12 protein-coding genes and 2 pseudogenes are annotated in these 16,278 nt (G+C 41.6%); 5 read left to right on the top strand and 9 right to left on the bottom strand.

The features are described 5' to 3' along the window. Positions 1-33 precede the first annotated feature (33 nt). The 3 genes from PL9631_RS20960 to PL9631_RS20950 form a co-directional block, all read right to left on the bottom strand. A complete protein-coding gene (locus PL9631_RS20960) occupies positions 34-1,092 on the bottom strand; it encodes a glycosyltransferase family 4 protein (RefSeq protein WP_083623370.1) in 1,059 nt (352 codons plus the stop codon). A gap of 155 nt (positions 1,093-1,247) precedes the next feature. Continuing rightward, complete coding sequence (locus PL9631_RS20955) at positions 1,248-3,341, bottom strand: sulfotransferase (protein WP_156090650.1); 2,094 nt, start codon at positions 3,339-3,341, stop codon at positions 1,248-1,250. A gap of 54 nt (positions 3,342-3,395) precedes the next feature. Continuing rightward, positions 3,396-4,487 carry a glycosyltransferase gene (locus tag PL9631_RS20950; RefSeq protein WP_083624275.1) on the bottom strand — a complete coding sequence of 364 codons (1,092 nt, stop codon included), beginning with the start codon at positions 4,485-4,487 and terminating at the stop codon, positions 3,396-3,398. A 161-nt stretch (positions 4,488-4,648) separates the two neighbouring features. On the opposite strand from PL9631_RS20950, the gene PL9631_RS20945 reads away from it, so the two are divergent. The 3 genes and pseudogenes from PL9631_RS20945 to PL9631_RS20940 all read left to right on the top strand — a co-directional run. After that, positions 4,649-6,244: a tetratricopeptide repeat protein gene (locus PL9631_RS20945; protein ID WP_083623369.1), complete on the top strand. Its 1,596-nt coding sequence runs from the start codon at positions 4,649-4,651 to the stop codon at positions 6,242-6,244. Positions 6,245-6,297: 53 nt separating this feature from the next. Continuing rightward, positions 6,298-6,468, top strand: a complete 171-nt coding sequence (locus PL9631_RS27220; protein WP_331281290.1) for a hypothetical protein — start codon at positions 6,298-6,300, stop codon at positions 6,466-6,468. A 115-nt stretch (positions 6,469-6,583) separates the two neighbouring features. After that, positions 6,584-6,859 (top strand): annotated as a pseudogene (locus PL9631_RS20940) (IS701 family transposase); the annotation flags it as partial. A gap of 137 nt (positions 6,860-6,996) precedes the next feature. Here PL9631_RS20940 and PL9631_RS20935 read toward each other — a convergent pair. Next, the gene (locus tag PL9631_RS20935) at positions 6,997-7,833 is read right to left on the bottom strand and encodes an IS5 family transposase (protein ID WP_083623367.1); all 837 of its coding nucleotides are present in this window, start codon (positions 7,831-7,833) and stop codon (positions 6,997-6,999) included. Between the two features lie 129 nt (positions 7,834-7,962). Then, positions 7,963-8,910 carry a homoserine kinase gene (thrB, locus tag PL9631_RS20930; protein ID WP_083623366.1) on the bottom strand — a complete coding sequence of 316 codons (948 nt, stop codon included), beginning with the start codon at positions 8,908-8,910 and terminating at the stop codon, positions 7,963-7,965. A gap of 180 nt (positions 8,911-9,090) precedes the next feature. On the opposite strand from thrB, the gene PL9631_RS20925 reads away from it, so the two are divergent. Continuing rightward, entirely contained in the window at positions 9,091-9,465 is a 375-nt protein-coding gene (locus tag PL9631_RS20925) for a cyclic nucleotide-binding domain-containing protein (RefSeq protein ID WP_083623364.1), read from the top strand. On the opposite strand, the gene PL9631_RS20920 is transcribed toward PL9631_RS20925, so the two are convergent. Beyond that, on the bottom strand, positions 9,462-10,616 hold the full coding sequence (locus PL9631_RS20920; protein WP_083623363.1) for an ATP-dependent 6-phosphofructokinase: 1,155 nt from the start codon (positions 10,614-10,616) through the stop codon (positions 9,462-9,464). The two genes, PL9631_RS20925 and PL9631_RS20920, sit on opposite strands and share 4 nt — an antisense overlap. A 388-nt stretch (positions 10,617-11,004) precedes the next feature. Here PL9631_RS20920 and gap point away from each other — a divergent pair, with 388 nt between their 5' ends. After that, positions 11,005-12,027, top strand: a complete 1,023-nt coding sequence (gene gap / locus PL9631_RS20915; RefSeq protein ID WP_083623361.1) for a type I glyceraldehyde-3-phosphate dehydrogenase — start codon at positions 11,005-11,007, stop codon at positions 12,025-12,027. A 94-nt stretch (positions 12,028-12,121) separates the two neighbouring features. On the opposite strand, the gene PL9631_RS20910 is transcribed toward gap, so the two are convergent. From PL9631_RS20910 to PL9631_RS20900, 3 genes and pseudogenes are all read right to left on the bottom strand, one after another. Then, entirely contained in the window at positions 12,122-14,317 is a 2,196-nt protein-coding gene (locus PL9631_RS20910) for a CHAT domain-containing protein (RefSeq protein ID WP_083623360.1), read from the bottom strand. A 222-nt stretch (positions 14,318-14,539) separates the two neighbouring features. Then, complete coding sequence (locus tag PL9631_RS20905) at positions 14,540-15,631, bottom strand: ISAs1 family transposase (protein ID WP_083616174.1); 1,092 nt, start codon at positions 15,629-15,631, stop codon at positions 14,540-14,542. 92 nt (positions 15,632-15,723) lie between these two features. Further along, positions 15,724-16,260: pseudogene (locus PL9631_RS20900) on the bottom strand (tetratricopeptide repeat protein); the annotation flags it as partial. Between the last annotated feature and the right edge of the window lie 18 nt (positions 16,261-16,278).

Here is a 16,278-nt window from a genome sequence, read left to right as displayed (position 1 = left end):
ATTAAGAAACCCCTGAAGGGGTTACTACGGTTGTTATAATCTGGCTCGTTTTAAGGCTTGCCAACTGGTATATCCTAATAATCCGGTTGCACCCAAGGCATAGGCTAAACCACTGGGTATTCCCGAAAACGCTAGGGCTAAACTTCCCACCCACAGGGTGAGAGAATAGATAAATAATACTGTTCGGCGTTGGGATAAACCCGCGTCTAATAGTCGGTGATGCAGGTGGCGTTTATCCGCAGCAAAGGGCGATTCTCCATGACGAATTCTATCCAAAATCACCGCCGACATATCTAAAATCGGAACTGCTAAAATTAAATAGGGCAGAATCACCGACGTCACGGCCGTTACTTTGACTAAACCAATCACCCCCACTCCAGCTAGGGTAAAGCCCATAAAATAAGCCCCCCCATCCCCCATAAAAATCTGGGCTGGGTTGAAGTTATACCTTAAAAATCCCAGGGCACTTCCAGCCAAAGCCGCTGCAATTAGGGCTGCGGCGGGTTGATTCATAAATAAACTGACAATCAACATCACCACGGCGGCAATACCACAAACCCCCGCCGCCAGTCCGTCTAAACCATCAATCCAGTTAATCGCATTGGTCATTCCCACTAACCAAATCACCGTAATGGGTAAACTCAACCATCCAATCTGAACTAGACCCAAATTCGGGATCGTTAAAAAGTCAATGCGGACACCTACCCACCAAACCAAACTGGCTACACCGGTTTGTAACAGGAGGCGAGTTAAAGGGGAGAGGTTAAATAAATCATCCGCTAGACCAATCAGAAAAAAAGCAATACCCCCAAGGGCTACGCCCCAAATTTCATATTCATCCCGTGGGCTTAGAGGTTTTCCCGTGGCATCAATAAAGCCACCTAACCCCCAAACCAATAACAGAGCAATTAAGGCGCCAGCAAAGATGGAAACGCCACCTAAGCGCACCATCGGTTGTTGATGAACTTTGCGATCATTGGGCAAATCAACCCGTCCTGAACGGATGGCGATTTTCTTAACAATCGGGGTACTCCAGATCACAACTAGAGCCGAAATCACAAAAGCGATTAGGTGGTACAGATGGTGGGGCATCTGAGGTTACAGGTGCAAAAGGTTCTTAATGTGTCAGCCAGAGTTTACTACATTTGGGAACCTTTCTCGCAAAAAGAAATCCCGGCGATTGAAATCGCTACTACACAAACGATGTCCGCCTGCGCGGAAAAATAATGTCCACAGCATCCAAATCTTTAACCCGCATCGGCGGTTTTTGCTTGTGTAGCTGCGGTTTCAACCGCTTCAACTTCAACCTCTTGGGTCTTGCTTGGGTCATGAAATTTTTCGGTCAGGGTAACACCTTTTTTTCGTGTCATTTGTCGGACTAACTGTTGCCATTCCTCGGAATTTGTTAAACTTTCGGAATCTAGTTCCATTCCCTGGGCGAGTGACAATTTGGAGAAACTTTCTAACCAGGTTAAAATGATTTCGCTGGGGGAAGCTGTGGTTAACTTTAATGCTTTTTGCAGGTGGGCTTTCATTTGAGAGAGTTTACCGTTGCGATAGGCGTTCCAGGCATCCCAAATTAAGAGGTTATAGTCCATCTCAGTATGTTTTTTAGGATCATTGCTGAGGCTTTGTTCCAGTTGTTGCCTCTCTTGGATTTGTTGAATTTGCAATTGCGATTGGGCTAACTCAATCTGAAGTTGATACATTTGAGATTGCGATCGCTTTAATTCGGTTTGCAGTTGATTAACCTGGGCTTGTTTTTGTTTTAAATCACGATTGCTTTCCTGGAATTGGGATTTAATTTCGGTTAATTCGGTTTGGGTTTGTTGGAGTTGAGATTCAGACTGTTGCAATTGAGAATGGGACACATCAAACTCACTTTGTACTTGATAAAGTTGAGAAGTAGACCGTTTTAAATCTCGCTTTAACTGTTTAACTTGATTGCTGGTTTCTTGGAAGTTATCTTGATCGTGTTGGAGTTGGGTTTTAGTTTGCTCTAGTTCTTCTAAAGTTTGATGCAGTTGAATTTGAAAACGTTCTTCCCGCTTTTGGGTTTGCTGTAACTGAGTTGTTAATTGACTTAAACTTACTTCGACTTGATCTAGTTGAGATTGAGCATCTTCCCACTCCTGGCGATGAAGTTCATAATATTCTAATTCTTCTTGAGTTTGATGTAATTGTGATTGATACCGCATCACATCAAATTGAGATTGACTAAATTGGGTTTTAGCTGTTTCTAATTCAGTCCGGGTTTGATTAAGTTGATGATGAGATTTTTGTAAAATAGACTCGGTTTTAGTTAACTGAGTTTGAGATTGTTGTAAAACAGATTCGGTTTCTTGTAATTGAGATTGAGATTGCTCTAATAGAGATTCTGCTGTTTTGAGTTGGGTTTTTGTTTGTTCTGATTCAGCTTGGATGACTTTGACTTCTTCTAATCCAACTTGTTCCTCCTGCAATTGAGATTTCAGGGATTTATTCTCTATTTCTAATTGACGCAAATTGACCCATTCTTGAAATGCCCAAGTTTTATAAAGAGTAGGTTTTAATAATTCTTGCCAAGAAAAATCCGGTGTTTGTTCAGGATGCCATCCTCTCCCTTCTAGTTCTTGATAGAGTTCAATAGCTTCGGGAAAGTAATGGTCAATTAAAGTGGGTCGCTGACTATTCGATGAAATCTCTGTTCTTAACAATGAAGGATCGTAAGCGGTAGGGGCGGGATGACTTAAATTAACGTTAAACTTATGATTGATAGTATCAATATAGGCAGTTTGATATTGAACAATTGTTTTTAGGTTAGTCAACAAGCAACGATGTTGTTCTTGATTATAAAAATCGAGAATTTTTTGATTATAATGTTGCCAATATTTGATCGCTAATTCGGGTTGAGATTGAAAAATTTCATCTCCCCTTCTATATAAGGAGTCAGCCACTTCCCAAGGTGATCGATAGATTAATAAAAATCTAGCTTCGGGTAACAGTTTTGCCCAAAATTCTAAAAACAGGGTGGTTCGAGGTTCTTTCCATCCCCAAATTGAACTTAAGGCATTTTGTTCTATGAGTTGTTTTGCTCGGTCAACAAATTCTTCTTTAATTTCCAGATTATCCTGTAATGTCCAACCCGCACCACTGACTCCTTGTGAGTCCAAAATGTTGATATGAAACTGATAAAAGTCAATATTTTCAAAATGGCCTTTGATATTAACATGATCTGCACCTAATAAATTTCGGCCAATATGAACCCCCGCACTTTGCAAAATTGATGCTGTTAACGAGGTTCCTGAACGGTGCATTCCGGTGATAATGAAAACGGTTTGTTCTGTGTTAGATTTTTGCATGATCTATGAATACTATCTCAAGAGAATAATTTTACGTGAAATTGGTAATCTATCTCACCAAATTTCATGAATATGATCGAGAATCTCTAAAAAGGCTTGACGCTCCTTTAGAAGATTATGTTCATTAGCAGTTCTTTTGGCCTGGGTTAATAGGGGTTTAACTTGTGTTTGAGAATATTGTAAGGCTTGTTGGATCGCATTCAATAAGCTTTCTACCCGATAGTCAGGACGTAAACAATTATACCCCGGAAGACAGAAGGAACGATTGCCAATACAGTCTGGACAAATGACCAGTGTTCCTACCGCCATCCCTTCTAACGCGGGAAGATAAAAACCCTCCCCTTCTTTTTGGTTAGGAAGAAATACGGTTATTCTAGCGCGATTTAGCTGTTCTAAATAGTCTGACCTGGAAAGTTGATGGCTTAAGAGTTCTACTTTTTGACCCGTTATTTCTAATTTCTGCTTTAACTCTTGGCCTAATTCTGGCTCTTTCAAAGCTGCAATTAAAACATCATAATCTTTTTGATCCCAATTTTTAGAGAGAGGAATCTGCTGGAGTTCTAAGCCACAAGGAATGACTAATAATTCACCATTGACTTGAGCATGGTCTTCTAAATATTGTTTGATTTCAGGGCTCACACAAATCCGAATGGCTTTATACTTAAGAAAGGGATAACGGAGATTATCTGGGTATCCGTGTCTAACGTGCTGAATTAGATTAATAATGGGAACAGGTGAATTATGTTTATAGTTTTGATCTAGTAACTGCCAGTCTAACCCTTCCATAAAAATCAGATCAGGATTAGCTAAAGGTTGGGATAAAATAAACTTTTTATCTAAATTAAACCAAGGATTATTTCTATCCCAACTACTTTGGGGGGTAAAATAAATCGAGGGAGAATAACGAGGTGAAAATGTGACATGATTAAAATAATCCCAAACTTTTAAATGTCCCCCGGTAAAACCTCCATAATCTCGGTCAAATAAAATTGACGAGGGTGGGGGTTGAGTTGGTTTTGTGGACGCAAGGGGTAGAGTTGATTGAGATGGGGAAGATTCTATCTCAGATTGAATATTTTCTAACCAGGACTGCGATCGCTCTAGTTGATCTCGAATTTTTTTTAATTGGGAATCAGAAAATGACATAAATTCGGTGTAAAATCTTAAATAGGTATACTGGGATAAAGACTCAATGGGAACAATTAGGGGGTGATTAGCCTCTGAACCTCTAATCGTTTTTCTTGTACTCCTAGGCAAAATATCCCGAAACTTTCAGTAAAATCATAGAAATTATTGAGAATTTTAGTATGAGTGTTAGCTATTTTGAGACCGCCAATCAACTGTTAAGAAAAAGTCAGTTTGAAAATGCCATTGAAAGTTACCAAAAAGCGATTGAGGAAAACCCAAAATCCGCTTGGTATTACTATAACTTAGGGGAGGCTCTCGTCAATAGTGGAAATCCAGAAGATGCGATCGCGGCTTATCAAAAAGCTGTGGATCTCAACCCTAATTCTCCCTGGTTTCATGACCGCTTAGGCAGTTTAGAACTACAAATCGGAGATGGAAGTAAGGCCCTAAGCTGTTTTCAAAAAGCGATTGATCTCGATGGCAGCTATCATCAATTTTACACAAATTTGGGCATTGCTCTCACTCAACAAGGTAGGATTCCAGAGGCTATTTCTTCCTTTCATAAGGCGTTAGCCCTAAAACCCAAGGATGGGGAAACCTATTACCATCTCGGACGGGCTTTTACCCAGCAACATCAACACCCAGAAGCGATCGCCGCCTACCATCAAGCCTTAGAAATTAATCCCTATTGGTCAGAATGTTATTTAGAATTGGCTAAACTTCAAGAGCAGTTAGGTCAAACCGATGAAGCGGTAAAAAATTATCGCCGAGCTTATCAACTCAATCCTAGTTTGATAGAAGTTTATCAGAATTTGCGACCTATTTTAGAACAACAGGAACAATGGGAAGAAATTATTAAACTCTCCCGCCGTTGCTGTCAGGTGAATTCCAACTCCGCCGAAGCCTATTATCATTTAGGAACAGCATTAATTCACCAAAAAGAGTGGGAAGAATCGATTATTGCTTTACATCAAGCTTGTGAACTTAATCCTGATTTTGTCGAGGCTTACCAACAGTTAGGACAGGCTTTATCTCAACAAAATGAATGGGAAGAAGCCGTAATTGTTTATCGTCGTTGTGTTGAACTTAACCCCGATTCTGTTGAAAATCAATGGAATTTGGCTAAAGCACTAGTTCAGGTTTATAACTTGGAAGAAGCGATCGCCGTTTATCGTCACGCTTGTCATTTACAACCGACTGCGGCGGAATTATATGATCAATTAGCACAGAATTTAGCCCGATTTTATCAATTTGAAGAAGCGATCGCCGCTTACCGCCAAGCCTTAGAATTAAATCCTGAAAATCAGGGAGAAATTCAAGTTCGCCTACAACAAATTTTAGACAAACAACGTCAATTTGAAGAAGCGATCGCCATTTATTCTCGTACCCAAGAATTTAACCCCAATTCCTTTGAGTCCTATCAAAATTTAGGACAAACCCTCCGACAACAAGGGAACATTGAAAATGCTATTGTCGCCCTCCGGCGCGCCTGTACTCTCAACCCCGGATCTCCGGTTGCTTATCACCTTTTAGGTCATACCTTTGCTATGTTCCAAAAGTGGGATGAAGCCATTAGTTGCTATCGTCGCGCTTGTGAAATTTATCCCCATTCTCCCGATATTCATTTACATTGGGGAGAAGCCTTAGAACAGAAAGAAAACTATCAAGATGCTCTCGCCTATTTGCAAAAAGCAATTAACCTAAAACCGGATTTTGATTTAGCCTATGAAGCCATGGGTCGTGTGATTTCAAAAAAAAAAAGGCAGTTAACTTAGATCCCCTTTCTCGCTATCGGGAAACACAGAAAAATAGTCCTACCGATCCTGAAATTTATCAGGATCTAGGACAACAATTACATCGTCAAGGCTATTTAAAAGAAGCAATTAATTGTTATCAAAAAGGGATAGAATTGCAAGGAGAACCTATTCATTTATGGTTTTATCGGAATTTGGGAGAAGCATTGATCAGTTATCAGTCATCAGTTATCAGTCATCAGTGAAGGGGGACTCTGGGACAATTTTTTTCTTCTTCTTCCTCTTAACCCTCTTTTGTCAGTCTCCGAGTATAATGAATAGAAGAATCAAAAGATCAAACTCTACAAAGTAGGTGTGGCAATGGATGTAGAAATACAAATCCTGAAGCATTTGGCAAGAGAGGCTCAGCCAACAGTTGCCATCATAGACGAATATTGTGCCGAGTATAAAGACTTATTTCAAGAAGTCAGAAATTATGAATGCTTCAAATATTTACACTTAGGAATAATTTCACCGATCAAAAGAAAATCCTTACCAGAAATTGCTAAAGTGGTCAGTATAAAATCTGCCCAGTCATTACATCATTTTCTAGCCAATTCCGAATGGTCAGTGAATAAATTAAGAAGCCTAAGATTATATCAAAGAATTAATTGATGAAGGCTTTAATGTTGAACTGGTACTGGCGGATAGTTTATATGGAGAAAGTAGCAAATTCCTGGAAAGATTAGACCTCTTGCAAAAAAAATCTATGCTATAATGCCCAACTTTCACTTTCAGACTAAGAGTGTCAACTCATAATTATAAATGGCTGACAACAAATTACAACGAAGACCATAACGGCGACGACGATTTCGATAACGACTCGATAAGATCCTGAAAATTTTGAGGCTCCGATTAACGTGTTCAATCACAATTCGTTGATGAGCCAAAGCTTGATTATAGTCTTTTTCTAAGACCGAAAGATTGCCATTTTTGGGTTTCTTTTTGGGTACATAGCTATTCAAGTGATAATCCTTAATCCCTTGATAGCCACTATCTTGTAAACTATCAGTTTGGGGGTGAAAATGAATTTTGCTTTTTTTGAATAAGCTGAAATCGTGGCAATGTCCTTGTCCAAAATCTGTACAAATAATCTGTTTAGTTTCTGGCTCAATTACTAACTGAATTTTGAGCGTGTGATGTTTTTTCTTTCCTGAGTAACATTTTTTCTGTTTTTTTTTCGGTCTTTCAATAGCCGTTTCCGTGACATCCATCACTACGATTTCGGGGTAGCCAGAATCTTGAATTAATGCTTTCTTTCCCGGAATCCGAAACTTTCCTGTTTTCATTAAAGTTGATTCAATATTAGCAACAATTCGGCAAATAGTTGATTCTGATACTCCCCAATTTGTCCCAATATGAAAATATGTTCTGTATTCTCGCCAATACTCCAAGGCTACTAAAACTTGCTCTTGGAGAGTCAGGCGGGTGTGACGTCCTCTCCTATCTTTAGGATGTTCTAACCTGAACTGCTCTATGGCATTAACCATTGCTTGAAAGGTTTGAATCTTGACACCAAATCTCCGTTTAAATTCAGGAGGTTTCAAATTTAGATAAAATTGAGTGTTCATCGCCGAGTTATTGTCTTAATTCACTTTCAATTTTTACCATTTTATGGAGTTTTTAGCAAAAGTTTGTGAAGAATGGTTAGTCTCTGGGATTTTATGAAATTGAGCAAAACTCACCATAATACCATAAAATTATTTTGCAAGAGTTATAATATTGATCGTCGTCGCTCCTTGAGTATCTAGTTGTAAAACCTTAACCTCTGGGTTAACTCCCTCTTGTTTCCAGGCGGTCGTTATGGCTTCGGCTACCCTAGAGGCGGAAATGCCATCGGTTAAGGCTAATAACGTCGGCCCGGCCCCACTAATCACTAATTCAAAAGCCCCGGCCTGTAATGCTGCACTGCGGACGGCTTCAAACCCTTTAATTAAGGATTTCCGATAGGGCTGATGAATTTTGTCCTGGAGGGCTACCCTTAACCAGTCGGGGTTACGGGTTTCTAACCCTCGAATTAATAATCCCAGATGGGCGGTATTAAAAATTGCATCCCCCCGACTATAGGTTTGGGGGAGAACTTTTCGGGCTTCTGCGGTCGATAATTCAAAATCAGGAATCGCCAGGACTGGAACTAGATCAGAATGCCAGGGAATGGGGCAAATTTCCCAGCCAGTACCATGTTCTCCTCGGGATACGGATAATTGACAATTGCCTAACAGGGCGGGAACCACATTGTCCGGGTGTCCTTCCATTTCAATCGCCAATTGCAAGATATCCCCCTGGGTCAAGGGATTTCCCGCTAAGGTATTTGCCCCTAGTATTCCCCCGACAATGGCCGTGGCGGAACTGCCTAAACCCCGGGCCAAGGGAATGCCCAAATCAATTTCTATTTGAACCGGGGGCGGGGTTTGACCCAGGTGCTGATAAACCCGAATAAAGGCTTGATAGGCTAGGTTACTCTCATCGGTTTGGACGGCCGCGGCTTCTGTGCCCTGAACCGTAATTTTTAGAGTCTCAGTTGAGGTGTTTTTTAAATTAGAAAACCGGAGCGTGTTATAAAGAGTGAGGGCTGCTCCAATACAATCAAATCCTGGCCCCAAGTTAGCGGTTGTGGCGGGAACGGTTACAGTAACAGTGTTAGGCATGAGATACAAATAGAGCGGGGAATGGGTAATGGGTAATGGGGAAGAAAAGATTTTAACCTTGGGGTTTGAGTATTAGTTTCTGTCCTAGTTGTAGGGTGCGATCGCTATATCACCCTATCTTTCTTTTTCTATTTTGCCCTAGGATTGATCCCAGAGCGCATATTTCAACTGAATAAAACTATGTTACAGCCCGTCGAAACCGTAAAACTGTTTAAAAAACAGCCAGAACAAACCTATCTGGCCAATCAAGTGATTTTTGAGGAGGGCAAAACCGGAGAGGTTTTGTATGGCATTCTTGAAGGGGAAATCCAGTTATGGGTGAATGGGAAAGTGGTGGAAACTCTGATTGCTGGCGATGTGTTTGGGGAAGGAGCGCTGATTCAACCCGACCGAACACGAGCATCTACGGCGATCGCTAAAACGGATTGTCTTTTAGCCACCATGGATAAATCTCGATTTCTGTTTGCCGTTCAGCAAACCCCCATGTTTGCCTTAGAACTGCTCAAAAGTTATTCCGATCGCCTCCGTCGGTTCAAACACCCTGTTCAAACCTAATTAATCTGAGTGATCGTTTCTAAAGAAGCAGGTTTTAAACCATTAATATCCGGGTTTATCGGAGTGATATTTTCACAATCGAGTTCTTCTCCCAGATAAATTCCCAGGGATCTAGCGGTTTCCACCCAAAATCCCTGGGGGTCAACCAGTAGGGGACTATCGGCAAACACCTGAGCTAAGGGAATAGTCGTGACGGCATTATTATGCCAAGCCACCATCACCCCGTAGGTTTCCTGATCAATTAAATCCACGGCTACCTTGCCAAAGGCTGTGCCAATGAGTCGATCTAAAGCCGAAGGAGCCCCACCCCGTTGAACATGGCCCAGGACGGTAACTCGGGCTTCCACCCCCAGATTTTTTTCGATTTCCGTGGCCACATATTCCCCAATACCCCGCAGTCGGACTTCTCCCAGGGCGTCTTTATAGTAGCGACTCTCCCCATCGGCGGTTTTTGCTCCTTCAGCGACTACCACAATGGCAAATTTCCGTCCCCAGAGATTGCGTAACTCGCGAATGCGTCTACAGAGGGTTTTAATCGAATAGGGAATTTCTGGGATTAAAATAGCATCAGCCCCCCCAACAATGCCCGAATATAGGGCTAAATGTCCGGTTGTCCGTCCCATCACCTCCACCACCATCACCCGGTCGTGGCTGGCGGCGGTATAACTCAACCGATCTAAACAGTCTAAAATAGTGGTGACGGCGGAGTTAAACCCCACGGATAACTCCGTATGGGCCACATCATTGTCAATGGTTTTGGGGACGGCGACTAAATTCCAATTGCCTTTTTCGGCGAGTTTCTGCAAAATTGCTAGGCTACCATCCCCGCCAATGGCGATCAAAGCATCAAGTCCTAAATCATAATATCCCTGAATAAGTTCGTCTGTATTGCCTTCGGTATCTCCCTTGTTAATCGACCCTAAAATGGTTCCCCCCATACTTAACAAGGGGTCGGTGCCGTGTCGCTCTAAACCATAGGAATTTAATACTACACTTTTTCGTTCAATCAGCCCCTGAGTGGCATAGGGAATGCCTCGGACTTCCCAGTTATATTCAGATGTGGCATGATTGACAACAGCCCGAATCACGGCATTGAGACCCGGGCAGTCTCCGCCACTGGTAAGAATGCCAATTCGTTTACGTTTGTTCATCTTAAATTTAAGCCCAATCCTATACCCTTGAATAGTACAGATTTTCTATCAATTTGTTAATACTGTTAGGGAAAAAATTAGTGTTTTTTATTGTTTCTTAACGTTAATTGAAAAAAACTTTTTGAGATTTACCGATGAAACCATCTCGATTAAATCAATCTTGATTGTAAGAAGATCAGGGTTTTAAACCCTTAACCTGGGGATAAACTTTTGTGAATTGCTAAAAATAGCCAAACCTGGAAAGTCATCTAATCAAAATGAAAATACGGATTTTATTAAAATTAAAGAAAGAAAGAAGCTCAACAATCAAGACTTGTGCTACAGTCTATCCCTAGTTGTGGCTTGAATCATCAAGTCCCTTTAAATTTTGCCGCAAGGAGTTAATAATATGGCGTTAAGAGTAGGAATTAATGGGTTTGGTCGCATTGGTCGTTTGGTGATGCGGTCAGCGATTAATAACCCAGATATTGAGTTTGTGGGAATTAATGATCTCGTTCCTCCCGATAACTTAGCCTATTTGTTCAAATATGATTCCACCCACGGGGTCTTTCCGGGGGTGGTGGAAGCCAAGGAAGATGGCATTATTGTCGATGGGCATTTTATTCGCTGTACGGCCATCAAAGACCCCACCCAACTCCCCTGGAAGGAAGACACGGTGGATTATGTGGTCGAGTGTACGGGGTTATTTAGTGACTACGATGGCGCCCACAAACATATTGAAGCCGGGGCTAAACGGGTGATTATTTCCGCACCCACCAAAGACCCGGAAAAAGTTAAAACTCTGTTAGTGGGAGTCAACCACGAAACCTTTGACCCCGCCTCTGATTTAATCGTGTCTAATGCCAGTTGTACCACCAACTGTTTAGCCCCGGTTGCTAAGGTGATTAACGATAGCTTTGGGTTAACGGAAGGGTTAATGACCACTATTCACTCCATGACCGCCACTCAACCAACCGTTGATGGCCCCAGTAAGAAAGACTGGCGCGGGGGACGGGGTGCGGCCCAAAATATTATTCCATCGTCTACTGGGGCGGCTAAGGCTGTAACTTTAGTGTTACCTGCCTTAAAAGGAAAACTGACGGGAATGGCCTTTCGAGTCCCGACTCCGAATGTGTCCGTCGTTGACTTAACCTTCCGCACCGAAAAAGCCACCAGCTATAAGGAAATCTGCGCGGCGATGAAAGCGGCGGCCGAAGGCCCGATGAAAGGTGTTTTAGCCTACACCGAAGATGAAGTGGTTTCTTCAGACTTCATCACTGACCCGAGTTCTAGTACCTTTGATGCTAAAGCCGGAATGGAACTTAATGCTAATTTCTTTAAGATTGTGGCTTGGTATGACAATGAATGGGGTTATTCCTGTCGCGTTGTTGATTTAATGACGTCAATGGCGAAAAAAGACGGTATTCTGTAAATTACAGAAACCGGGTTTCTCAAGATATCTTGATTTCCTACAATCAATCTAATGCAGAAACCCGGTTTCTAGGAACTGAGTGCAGGTTAACACTCTACCGCCAATCTCCTTGAACGGTAAACGCCGCCCAATAATAAGGAGACTGCCATTGTTCAGATTTCCACATCTCTAACTGAGCCTCTCTTAAGGCGATAATGGGATTTTTACCCCCCTTCAATATCGGCTGATAAAATCGAGTCATTAACTCAGAAGTTGACGCATCATTAACACTCCATAAACTAACAACAACCCGCCGCGCCCCTGCATACATAAATCCCCTAGTCATCCCCACTAAACCTTCGCCTTTCGTCTCTTTCCCTAAGCCCGTTTGACAAGCACTTAATACCACTAATTCCGCAGGTAAATTTAAGTTAAAAATATCGTGGAGACGCAAAAACCCATCCTCAGCTTGTCCTTGTTGATTAAATAAGGAAAACACCACTCCCGATAGTTCAGGATTAACAGAATCCAGTAAACCATGAGTAGCAAAATGAACTATTTGATATTCGGATAAATTGGGATTTTTGGCTTCTTCTAGGGAGGCTTGAAAGTCTAGGGCTTGTAACCTTTGATTTTCGGGAACTAAGGCTAGAATTTTCTCGGCTTCGGTGCGGGTATACTCCAGACGGCTATAAACTTGGGGCCCTTCCCCAATACCTAAATCACGCGCCGCACGAGTCAGGGCTGACTGGTTGAGGGTTTGCGGGTTTTGTTGGGGTGCATTTCTAGTAACGCGAGAGTCATTAAGGCTGAAAACGGGGTCGGCTAATACTGCGACAGTTTTGGCTACCGTTGGGCGATTTTGTAGTTGTTCCCGTTGAATAGCAATGGTTGAAGTTGAGGGAGCGGTAACAATTTCATGCTCTACTAAAAGGGGTGTATTCGGTTGAGAAGGGATGGGTAAGGCGGCAAAGGGAATATATTGTAATACCCCATCCCCAACAATTAATAAACGTTTATTTCCTAGTTGAGAAGCTACGGGTTTTAGTAATATTTCACTGAGGGGAAGTCCACTTTCTACGGAAGTAGATTCATTAATCTCTCGCCAAGGTTTGGCAATTTCTTCTATTTCACTTTGTTTCGGTAAAACATAGCTGGTGATGCTATTTTTAGTCACAGCCCAGAGATAACTGCGGTCTTCTCCCAAGGAATATTGTAATAGTAGGGTATCATCATCAAGGACTTTTTCTTGGATTTGTTGTAGGGTGAGAGGCTGGGGATATTTGAGGTTAGCATAACGGGGACTGGTAAGGCGAATTTTAGCTTCTAATTCGTCGAGTTGATTGAGTAAAGATTGAGATTGTTGTTTAATTTCATCGAGTTGTTGTTGGGTATATTCAGCGCTTAAGAGTTCCTGTTTGCGACGTTCTACGGTGTTGAGTTGCTGTTGTAAATTCTGTTCTTGTTCTAATAGTTTGGGGTCAGCACCTTGGCGGATATTAGCACCCGCTTCGGTGAGGAGTTCTACAAGACTTCGAGCGCGACTGCGTTCGCTGGTGTGGAGGGCTTTGGCATCATATCCTTGGGAGGGGTTTTGTTGATGCAGTTGCATTAATAGGTCGATGTAGAATTGGTAATAACTCTGAACAGTGGCAAAATAGGATTGACGCAGTTGTTGAGAACCAATTTTGGTGCGGAGGTCTTCAATAATGGTAATGGCGGCTTCTATGTCAGTCAGGGCTGCGGTGAGGTTGTTTTGACTGCGTTTGAGGTAGGCAAAATTAAAGAGAGAAGTGGCTTCCCCCCCTCTATCCCCCACTGCCCGATATAGGGGTAAGGCTTGGTTGTAGTAGTCTAGGGCTTGCTGCTTTTCTCCCAGGGAGTCGTACACACTGCCAATATTGTTGAGAGTGGTGGCTTCCCCTCCTCTATCCCCCACCGCTCGTGTTGGGGGTAAAGCTTGGTTGTAGAATTCCAAGGCTTTCTGTTTTTCCCCCAGGGAGTTGTACACCAGGCCAATATTGTTGAGAGTAGTGGCTTCCCCCCCTCTATCCCCCACTGCCCGTGATAGGGGTAAGGCTTGGTTGTAGTAGTCTAGGGCTTGCTGCTTTTCCCCCAGGGAGTTGTACACAGCGCCAATATTGTTGAGAGTAGTGGCTTCCCCCCCTCTATCCCCCACCGCTCGTGTTGGGGGTAAAGCTTGGTTGTAGTAGTCTAGGGCTTGCTGCTTTTCCCCCAGGTCGTCGTACACCTTGCCAATATTGTGGAGAGTACCAGCTTCCCCCCCTCTATCCCCCCAGGGGGTTTTCATTTTCCCAAATGCGATCGCTATCTTCAAAAAAAATTATCAATTTTTCCGATCAAATTCTCTCTAATTTTCATCAGATAAGTGGGAAATATTAAGAATGAACAATTTTCATATTTATTAACAGCAAAAGATAGCCATTGTCTTGATTAATAAGACTTTATGACTATTTATTATTAAATATTTTGAATGTTTTTTTAGAAAAATAGTTTTAAAAACTTAATTAATTCAGGCGATCGCTAAAATCTTTTCCCAATTATTTCCCAACCATGACTGTCCCTCTTTTATTGAGCTAAAACCCAAACTTCTGTATATATTCAAAATTAATGTTACTAATAACGAGAATTTTCCGGCTACGTCTATGCCTTTTATTCTTGATTTATCTTCATTAAAATTCACATCTTTGACCCAATGTACTTGATTTTCAATTAACCAATGTGCTTTAATTTTTTCTGCAAATGTTTTCGCACTTAATTTCTGACTACTAATATAATATAAAGTCTCATTATATTCTTGATCACCCCGAAAACCCGTTCTTTCTACCTGAATAAAACTTTGAAGATGAGGATAATTTTTATGGTTGACATTTTGGCTATCAAATACTGATACTTTTCTGCTAATATTTCGCCCATGACTGACATCTTTTTCTTCATATACCGTTAAAGGTTTTTCGATTTCTGCTAAAATCTTGATCCGATTGTGCAATTTAATTTGATTCCCTTTTACCGTAATTAAATAATTATTTTTGCTCTCAATTATTGCCTGAGTTGTTTCCTTACTACAATGGAGAGCATCGAGGGTAAATACTTTATTTAATAACCCGCATTTTTCTATCATAGACAGAACTTTAGCGTTTTCAGAACTTTGTTTACTTTCAAAACTTTCCGATTTAATTACTAACTTTGTTTCTTGACTAAACCAAGATACCATAATTAACATATTTTGTTTCTGATTTTCATAGTTAGTCAGGGTGTTTTTTAAAGATTTTCCATCGATCGCAATCCAATCAACGCCTTCTTGTTGCCAATAATATTCCTGGACTATTGACTGAAAAACCAACTGAATTTCTATTGAATTTATTCCGAGCATTACTCGTCTTATGGTACTATAAGACGGCAATTTTTTAGTGTTAGTTTCTAATAATTTAATTAGCTTATTTTCTTCATTTTTTCTAAAATTATCTATTTGCTTATAAGTAACATTGCCAGTTAGCAGTGCTAAAACAATGATAGTCAACACTACCCATAATTCATGTCTTTTACCACGATTTTTCCGAAAATCCTTGACTAACTTCAGTTGTTCGATTATACTGTTTAACATAGTTTTTTAAAATCAAATAAAAGTGATCTTTCTTTGATTTTACCAAAAAAAGATCACTTTTATTTTCTTTTTTACCCCCGACAATGAAAACACCCTGCTCTATCCCCCACTGCCCGTAATAGGGGTAAGGCTTGGTTGTAGTAGTCTAGGGCTTGCTGCTTTTCTCCCAGGGAGTCGTACACAAGGCCAATATTGTTGAGAGTAGTGGCTTCCCCCCCTCTATCCCCCACTGCCCGAAATAGGGGTAAAGCTTGGTTCAAGTATTCTAGGGCTTTCTGCTTTTCTCCCAGGGAGTCGTACACAAGGCCAATATTGTTGAGAGTAGTGGCTTCCACCCCTCTATTCCCCACTACCCGTAATAGGGGGTTGAGAGTAGTGGCTTCCCCCACTCCCCGTGATAGGGGTAAGGCTTGGTTGTAGTAGTCTAGGGCTTGCTGCTTTTCTCCCAGGGAGTCGTACACATAGCCAATATTGTTGAGAGTATTGGCTTCCCCGCCTCTATTCCCCACAGCCCGTAATAGGGGTAAGGCTTGGTTGTAGTAGTCTAGGGCTTGCTGCTTTTCTCCCAGGGAGGAGTACACATAGCCAATATCGTTGAGAGTAATGGCTTCCCCCCCTTTATCCCCCAGGGTGTTTTCATTGTCGGG

Source organism: Planktothrix paucivesiculata PCC 9631, from assembly GCF_900009265.2.
Classification (GTDB): Bacteria; Cyanobacteriota; Cyanobacteriia; order Cyanobacteriales; family Microcoleaceae; genus Planktothrix; species Planktothrix paucivesiculata.
The sequence above is the reverse complement of the archived record's forward strand: the minus strand, read 5'-3'. Positions and strand labels throughout refer to the sequence as shown.

Coding starts and splice junctions, on each gene's coding strand:
- PL9631_RS20960 (WP_083623370.1), bottom strand. CDS start 1,092: ATGCCCCACCATCTGTACCACCTAATCGCTTTTGTGATTTCGGCTCTA.
- PL9631_RS20955 (WP_156090650.1), bottom strand. CDS start 3,341: ATGCAAAAATCTAACACAGAACAAACCGTTTTCATTATCACCGGAATG.
- PL9631_RS20950 (WP_083624275.1), bottom strand. CDS start 4,487: ATGTCATTTTCTGATTCCCAATTAAAAAAAATTCGAGATCAACTAGAG.
- PL9631_RS20945 (WP_083623369.1), top strand. CDS start 4,649: ATGAGTGTTAGCTATTTTGAGACCGCCAATCAACTGTTAAGAAAAAGT.
- PL9631_RS20935 (WP_083623367.1), bottom strand. CDS start 7,833: ATGAACACTCAATTTTATCTAAATTTGAAACCTCCTGAATTTAAACGG.
- thrB (WP_083623366.1), bottom strand. CDS start 8,910: ATGCCTAACACTGTTACTGTAACCGTTCCCGCCACAACCGCTAACTTG.
- PL9631_RS20925 (WP_083623364.1), top strand. CDS start 9,091: ATGTTACAGCCCGTCGAAACCGTAAAACTGTTTAAAAAACAGCCAGAA.
- PL9631_RS20920 (WP_083623363.1), bottom strand. CDS start 10,616: ATGAACAAACGTAAACGAATTGGCATTCTTACCAGTGGCGGAGACTGC.
- gap (WP_083623361.1), top strand. CDS start 11,005: ATGGCGTTAAGAGTAGGAATTAATGGGTTTGGTCGCATTGGTCGTTTG.
- PL9631_RS20910 (WP_083623360.1), bottom strand. CDS start 14,317: ATGAAAACCCCCTGGGGGGATAGAGGGGGGGAAGCTGGTACTCTCCAC.
- PL9631_RS20905 (WP_083616174.1), bottom strand. CDS start 15,631: ATGTTAAACAGTATAATCGAACAACTGAAGTTAGTCAAGGATTTTCGG.